General features: G+C 71.5%; 5 protein-coding genes. 3 read left to right on the forward strand and 2 right to left on the reverse strand.

Annotated features, from left to right (window positions below; genetic code table 11):
* Positions 1–237: 237 nt before the first annotated feature.
* The gene (locus VF697_RS09120) at positions 238–684 is read left to right on the forward strand and encodes a Fis family transcriptional regulator (protein ID WP_331093327.1); all 447 of its coding nucleotides are present in this window, start codon (positions 238–240) and stop codon (positions 682–684) included.
* Positions 685–699: 15 nt separating this feature from the next.
* Here VF697_RS09120 and VF697_RS09125 read toward each other — a convergent pair whose 3' ends face one another.
* Positions 700–1239, reverse strand: a complete 540-nt coding sequence (locus VF697_RS09125) for a hypothetical protein (protein ID WP_331093329.1) — start codon at positions 1237–1239, stop codon at positions 700–702.
* A gap of 119 nt (positions 1240–1358) precedes the next feature.
* Positions 1359–2003 (reverse strand): SCO family protein, encoded by a 645-nt coding sequence (locus VF697_RS09130; RefSeq protein ID WP_331093331.1) that lies wholly within the window; start codon positions 2001–2003, stop codon positions 1359–1361.
* A 235-nt stretch (positions 2004–2238) separates the two neighbouring features.
* Between VF697_RS09130 and VF697_RS09135 the strand changes: the two genes are divergently transcribed.
* Positions 2239–5187, forward strand: coding sequence for a PAS domain-containing protein (locus VF697_RS09135; RefSeq protein ID WP_331093333.1), 2949 nt, complete (start codon positions 2239–2241; stop codon positions 5185–5187).
* A gap of 213 nt (positions 5188–5400) precedes the next feature.
* Positions 5401–7092, forward strand: coding sequence for a LysM peptidoglycan-binding domain-containing protein (locus VF697_RS43470; protein WP_414641263.1), 1692 nt, complete (start codon positions 5401–5403; stop codon positions 7090–7092).
* The last annotated feature ends 261 nt before the right edge of the window (positions 7093–7353 follow it).

Below are 7353 nucleotides of genomic sequence, written 5' to 3' on the forward strand. Positions count from 1 at the left end.
CCGGGGCCGGAAGATCGGCCCCGGCGCGCTTGCGGGGTTCGACGAGTAACCCGATTTGCGTTAGGCTTTGCCCACGCAGTCAACGACGGGGGAGGTCTGCCTTTGACACCGCGGGGTTATCGTGAAGAGGAGCTCGTAGCGAACCGGGCCTCGGTGCTGTTGTCCGGAGGGACGGAGGACGAGCGACGCACGTGGGCGGCGGCGGCGGCGAGAAGCTTTTCCCATGAGGGGCCACTGGTGGAGATCCGCCAGCCCGAGCAGGTGAGCGAGGCGCTGCGCAAGCCTCGGGGGGTGGTGTTCATCCCCGATGTCTCCCGGCTCACGCCGCAGGCCCAGGGGCTCATCGTGCGCTGCCTGCAGACGCAGGAGGAGCGGCCCAAGGTCATCGTCGGCCTCTCGGGCGCCGTGGAGCTGGCGCGCGGCAGGGGCACGCTGCGCGAGGACCTGCTCTACCGGCTGCACCTGGCCCAGGTGGACCTCACGGCCGAGGGCATGCGCGAGACGCTGGCCCAGCACCGGGCCCGGCTCGTCGCCGACGAGGCGGCTCGCAAGGCCGAGGCCGAGCGGCTCGCCGCCGAGAAGGCCGCGCAGATGAAGGCCTCGGGCGTGTCCGTGAAGAACTCGCGGATGCGCAGCAAGGTGGTGGCGCGTGCCACCACCTCGCCGAAGGTGACGCGCAGGTAGCCAGAGCCGGGTGGCTCAGTGGCGAAGCTTCTGTCCCCGCTTCGCCTTGAGGCCCGGGCGGGCCGTGACGCGCTTGGGCGAGGCCTCCGCGGAAGTCGTCTTGCGACCCGAGGCCTGGGCCGCCTTGCGCCGTTTGGGCGTGTACTCCGGCAGCTCCACGTCGGCGCGGACCTTCAGGGGATGGCGCGCCGGGCGGGCTTCCTTGAGGCGCTCGTGCACGGCCTCGACCTCGGCCAGCACCAGCTCCGCCGTGGCTCTGGCCTCGGCGGACGGCTCCTTCTGCGGGCGACGGCTCTTGACGGGGCGGGCCTCGACGGGACGGGCGGGGATGGGGCGCTCCGGGGCGGGCACCTCCACCTGGAAACGACCGGCACCCCGGACGGGCTCGCGCATCACCCGCATGACCCGCTCCCGGTCGGGTAGCAGCTCCTGGAGCCGGTCCATCACCTTCACCGCCGTGACGGTGCCCTCCACCACCAGGCGCACCCCCTCGGTGCCCACCTTCACCGCCGTCCCCTTCAGCCTGTCCACCAGGCGCGTCGCGCTCATCAGCATGGCGTGTCCTTCCCTCTCCAAATGGTCCCTTTCCGGCCAAGGTATGCACGCGGGGGAGGCTTGGAAGCATCGCGTCATGGCCTGGGCCCCGGGCGAGCGGTCAGGCGCCGTTCCGCCCGCTACTCGCCGCTGCGCACCAGCTGCTCGGCGTCGCGCAGCAGCCGCTCCACCGCGTCGTCGTGCTCGCTGTTGTAGTAGCCGCGAATCTCCCCCGTGCGGTCCACCAGCACGAAGTGGCTGCCGTGGAAGATGCTGGCAATCTCCTGCGCGTTCTCCTCGTCGCGGCCCATGGCCATCTTGAAGCCGCCGACGATGATGTCCTTGAGCTGGGTGTAGTCCCCGGTGAGGAAGCTCCAGCGGGCCGGATCCGCGCCGTACTTGCCCGCGTAGGCCGTGAGGCGCTCGGGGGTGTCGTACTGGGGGTCCACCGAGAAGGAGACGAGCGCGAGCGGCCCGTCCAGGCCCGCCGTCTGCTTCTGCAGGCGCGCCATCTTCTGGGTGAAGACGGGGCAGATGGTGGGGCAGCGGGTGAAGATGAAGTTGGCCACCCAGGGGCGGCCCTGGAGCTGCTGGAGCCCGAAGGGCTGGCCGTCCTGGCGGGTGAAGGAGAAGGCCGGGAGCCGGCCAAAGCGCTCCAGGGGCTGCTCGCGCGGGCGCAGCAGGCCCACCGCGAGCACCACGCAGCACGCGGCGGAGGCCAGCGCCACCCACAGGAAACGGTTGGCGGAGCGGGGCCCAGGAGGAGTCGAGGCGTCGGTGGACATGGGAGGTGGCCCGACTGCTAACGGATGCGTCCGGGACACACAAGGCCCGAGGTTCCGGGGCCGCCCCCTCCCTCCCCCGCCGGGCTTCACGCTTCCCGGGTGTCCGCTACTCCCACCTGGGATGGGACCAGGGGGAGGGGCAAGGGTGCTCCGCCGGACGCCTTCCAACACTCCCGCCTCATCCCCGGTGCATGAGCGGGCGTCGCCGTGCTCTGATGGGCCGGAGCCCAGCGCCATGAAGGACACTCACGAGCCGCCAAGAACTCCGACCGGGGGGCCGGAGAGTCCGGCCCCAGCGGGGTTTGATCCGCTGCTCGACGGCGTCACCGACGGCATCCTGGTGATGGACCGGCAGTGGCGGCTCACCTGGCTCAACGCCGTGGGTGAGCGGCTGGTGGGCCGCACGCGCGAGCACCTCCTGGGACAGGAGCTGTGGGCGGTGCTGCCCGAGGTGACCGACAGCGCCTTCGGTCCCGCGTGGCGCCGGGCCATGGAGGCGCGCACCCTCGTCTGCCTGGAGGACTTCTTCGCCCCGGCGGGCCTGTGGCTGGAGACGCGGGCCTTCCCCTCGGGCGAGGGGCTCGTCGTCTTCACCCGGGACGTGACGGAGCGGCGGCTGGCGGAGAACGAGCGGGTGCGGCTGCTGTCGGCCGAGCAGCTCGCGCGCGCCGGCGTGGAGAACGAGCGCGCCCGCTACCAGGAGATGCTGATGCTGGCGCCCGCCTCCGTCAGCATCACCCGCGGCGCCGAGCACCGCTTCGTCTTCTCCAACCTGCTGCACCGCCGCTTCTACGGGGGGCGCGACCTGGTGGGCCTGGCCGCGCGCGAGGCCCTCCCCGAGCTGGAGGGCCAGGGCGTCTTCGAGGTGATGGACCGGGTCTTCTCCACGGGCAACTCCTACGTGGGCCGCGCCCGGCCGGTGCGGGTGGTGTCGCGCCCGGGGGCCCCTCTGTCCGAGGAGATGTTCTTTGACATCGCCTACCACCCGCAGCGCGATGGCTCCGGGCGGGTGGAGGGCGTGGCCATCTTCGCCTACGACGTGACGGACCTGGTGCGCTCGCGCCGCACCGCCGAGGCGCTGGCGAGGGACCTGGGGCACAGCGAGGAGCGCTTCCGCTCGCTGGTGACAGCCACCTCGGACATCATCTGGGCCACGCCGCCCTCGGGCGAGTTCGTGGAGGAGCAGCCGGGCTGGAGCGCCTTCACCGGGCAGTCGCGCGAGGAGTGCCAGGGCTGGGGCTGGCTGGAGGCGGTGCACCCGGAGGATCGGGAGCCCACGGTGCGCGCCTGGGAGGCCTCGCTCTCCACGCGCACGCCCTTCCAACTGGAACACCGGCTGCGGTGCTACGACGGGGCCTACCGCCACATGCTGGCGCGCGCGGTGCCGGTGCTGGAGAAGGACGGGAGGGTGCGCGAGTGGGTGGGCGCCCACCGGGACATCACCCGCCAGCGCCAGGGCGAGGCCGAGCTGGAGCGGCTGCTCGCCCGGGAGCAGCGCCACGCCGCGCAGCTGCAGGGGCTGGCCAGCGCGGCGCTCGTCATCAGCGAGGCGGACTCCATCGAGCACGTGCTCGAGGCCATCACCGAGCAGGCGCGCGAGGTGATTGGCGCGCACCAGGCCATCACCAGCCTCACGGTGGAGGGGGGCTGGTCGCGGGCCATCCACGCCACGTCGATGTCGGACAAGTATGGCGCGTGGCGCGACTGGCACGAGCAGCCGGAGGGCTCGGGCATCTACTCGTGGGTGTGCCGGCTCAACCTGCCCATGCGGCTGAAGCAGGGGGAGCTGGAGTCCCACCCGGCCTGGAAGGGCTTTGGCCGGCACAAGGGCAAGCACCCGCCCCTGCGCGGCTGGCTGGCGGCGCCGCTGGTGGGACGCGACGGGCGCAACCTGGGCCTCATCCAGCTCTCGGATCGGCACGAGGGGGACTTCAGCGCCGAGGACGAGGCCATTCTCGTGCAGCTCGCGCGCATGGCCTCGGTGGCCATCGAGAACACGCGGCTGATGGCGGAGACGCAGGCGGCCAACCGCGCCAAGGACGAGTTCCTCGCGGTGATGAGCCATGAGCTGCGCACGCCGCTGACGGCGGTGCTGGGCTGGACGCAGATGCTGCGCAGCCGGCAGAGCGACGCCAAGGCGGTGGAGAAGGGCCTGGCCGTCATCGAGCGCAACGCGCGCACGCTGGCCCAGCTGATTGAAGACGTGCTGGACGTGTCGCGCATCATCACCGGGAAGCTGACGCTGCACCGCCGGGGCGTGGAGCTGGTGGGGGTGGTGCAGGCGGCGGTGGAGGTGGTGCGCTCGCACGCGGAGCAGAAGAACGTGACGCTGGCGCTCGAGGTGGACGTGGGCGGCAACGGCACGGCGATGCTGGTGGGAGACCCGGGGCGCCTGCAGCAGGTGTGCTGGAACCTGCTGGTGAACGCGGTGAAGTTCACTCCGGCGGGCGGGCGGGTGGTGCTGAGGGTGGACCGCGACGAGCGGGAGCTGCGGGTGCGGGTGACGGACACGGGCAAGGGCATTCGCGCCGAGTCGTTGCCCCATCTCTTCGAGCGCTTCTGGCAGGCGGACGGCTCGGCCACGCGCGAGCACGGCGGGCTGGGGCTGGGACTGGCCATTGTGCACCACCTGGTGGGGCTGCACGGGGGCGCGGTGCGGGCGGAGAGCGCGGGCGAGGGCAAGGGCTCCACCTTCACGGTGACGCTGCCGGTGCCGGCGGTGCTGCCCGAGGCGCAGACGGACGCCCTGCCGGGCGCGGAGTCGGCGGTGCCGGCGGTGAAGCTGGACGGGGTGTCGGTGCTGCTGGTGGAGGACGCGCCGGACGCGCGCGAGCTGATTGCGTTGATGCTGCGCGAGCGGGGCGCGCAGGTGAGCACGGCGAGCAACGCGGGCGAGGCGATGGAGCGGCTGAAGGCGTCACTGCCGGACGTGCTGGTGTCGGACATCGGCCTGCCGGGAGAGGACGGGCACGCGCTGCTCAAGCGGGTGCGGACGTGGGCCGAGGCGAGGGACCAGTGGGTACCGGCCATTGCGCTCACGGCGTACGCGAGCGCCGAGGACGCGCGCCGGGCCTACCGCGCGGGCTTCCAGGTGCACCTGGCCAAGCCGATAGAACCGGCGCAGCTCATCGAGGCGGTGGCGCGGCTCGCCGGACGCGGAGACGCGGGCGCTCAGGCGGGGTGAGGCGCTTCGCGCAGGGGGTCGCCTCCTCGGTCCTTCACCTCCAGCGCTGAGAATCTTCTCCTGGAGTGAGGATTCGCCCCTGTTTCCAGGTGCTTGCGCACTCCCGGTGCGGGGTGGCGCGACTTTTTTTCGCCCCCCAAGCAACCTTTTCTCGTTCCACGCGAGAATGGGTCAACGCTGTTTCTTCGACCCCTTTCTTTTCTGGAGTCCCCCGTGTCCATCCATACCGTTCGCAGTGGCGACACCCTGTCGGCCCTCGCCAAGAGGTTCAACACCTCGGTCGACAAGTTGGCCAAGGCCAACAACATCAAGAACGTCAACCACATCCAGGTTGGCCAGAAGCTGACCATCCCGGACGGCTTCGATGCTCCTCGCACCAACAAGCCCTCCAAGTCCGGCGGCGACAAGTTCGACAACGCCCCCGCCACGGCCTCCGGCGGCAGGGCCGGCCCGGCGCGCGATGACGACGGTCGCAAGTTCCCCACCTCCGCCGATGGCACCCCCATCTTCCGTCAGGGCGATGCGCAGTGGGGCGGTCGCGCCCTCGGCACCGGCTCGTCCATCAGCGCCGCCGGCTGCGCGATGACCTCCACCGCCATGGCGATCAGCAAGATCTCCGGCAAGGTCATCAACCCCGGCGAGCTCGACGCCCACCTCGACAAGACCGGTGGCTACTCCGGTAACGGCCTCATCTGGGGCCAGGCCGCGAAGATGGCCGGCCTGGGCGCCTCCAAGGTCGCCTTCAACGCCAGCAACATCAACAAGCAGATCGACGCGGGCCGTCCCGTCGTCATCGGCGTGGACTACAAGGCCGGCTCCAACGGCGGCGCCAACGGCACCGACCACTGGATCACCGTCACCGGCCGCAAGGGCGACACCTACTTCGCCAACGACCCGGCCACCGGCAAGGAGATCTCCCTCAAGATGCAGGGCGGCCGGCTCGTGGGCGGCCCGAGCAACTACAAGAGCACCGGCGAGCTGGTGACCTTCTCCGGCGGCAACCCGAAGCCGGGCACCGCTCCGGCCGGCGGCAACACCGGCCCCGTGGCCGGCCAGCCCTCGGGCGGCGCTGGCTCCCTCAAGGGCATGAGCCTGCCCGCGGGAGACCTGGAGAAGGGCGCTCGCGGCCCGGCGGTGGAGCAGCTCCAGAAGGCCCTGGTGAAGGCGGGCACGATGACCCAGGCCGAGATGAACACCGGCCCGGGCGTCTTCGGCCCCAAGACCGAGGCGGCCCTCAAGGAGTTCCAGGCCAAGCACGGCGTGCCCAACACCGGCTACTACGGGCCCCTGACGCGCGCGGCCTTCGAGAAGCTCGGCGCCAAGGTGGGCGGCTCGGCCGGCCCCGGCCCCGTCACCGGCCCCACCGAGCCCGGCGGCAAGGGCGGCCTGTCGCTCGCGCAGCTGCGGAAGATCATGCCCAACCTGTCGGCCGCCAAGGCCGAGCAGTACCTGCCCCACCTCAACAAGGCCATGGCCGAGGCCGGCATCAACACCCCCAAGCGTCAGGCCGCCTTCGTCGCGCAGCTCGCCCATGAGAGCGGCGAGTTCCGCTACATGGAGGAGATCGCCTCCGGCGCCGCCTACGAGGGCCGCAAGGACCTGGGCAACACCCAGCCGGGTGACGGCAAGCGCTTCAAGGGCCGTGGCCCCATCCAGCTCACCGGCCGCGCCAACTACACCGCCGCCGGCAAGGCCCTGGGCCTCGACCTGGTGAACAACCCCAAGAGCGCCGCCACCCCCGAGGTGGGCTTCCGCACCGCCGCCTGGTTCTGGAACACCCGCAACCTCAACAGCTACGCGGACGCGGGCAACTTCAAGGAGATCACCCGCCGCATCAACGGCGGCTACAACGGGCTCGCCGACCGCCAGAAGTACTACGCGCGCGCGCTCGACGTGCTCACCTGAGCCACGCGTTGAGCACGGCCCCCGTCTCCTGAGACGGGGGCCTCCAGAGGACCGCGGCCAGCGCCGCGGTCCTTTGTCGTTTCAGAGGGGGACCGCCGCCGCTCCACCCCGGTGGCGTGTCAGGGCTCGGGCTCCTCGCGGGCGCGCAGGCAGATGGCGGTGACGAGGGTCAACACGCCCATGGCCAGCGAGAGGATGCGATCTCCCGAGTCCACCGGGAGGCCGCCGAGGTGCCCGTTGAGCCCGAGCACCAGCCCCACC

Source organism: Archangium sp. (genome assembly GCF_036388035.1).
Lineage (GTDB): Bacteria > Myxococcota > Myxococcia > Myxococcales > Myxococcaceae > Archangium.

Excerpts from the sequence above, each read along its gene's own strand:
- VF697_RS09125 (WP_331093329.1), bottom strand. The coding sequence starts at position 1,239 with ATGCTGATGAGCGCGACGCGCCTGGTGGACAGGCTGAAGGGGACGGCG.
- VF697_RS09130 (WP_331093331.1), bottom strand. The coding sequence starts at position 2,003 with ATGTCCACCGACGCCTCGACTCCTCCTGGGCCCCGCTCCGCCAACCGT.
- VF697_RS09135 (WP_331093333.1), top strand. The coding sequence starts at position 2,239 with ATGAAGGACACTCACGAGCCGCCAAGAACTCCGACCGGGGGGCCGGAG.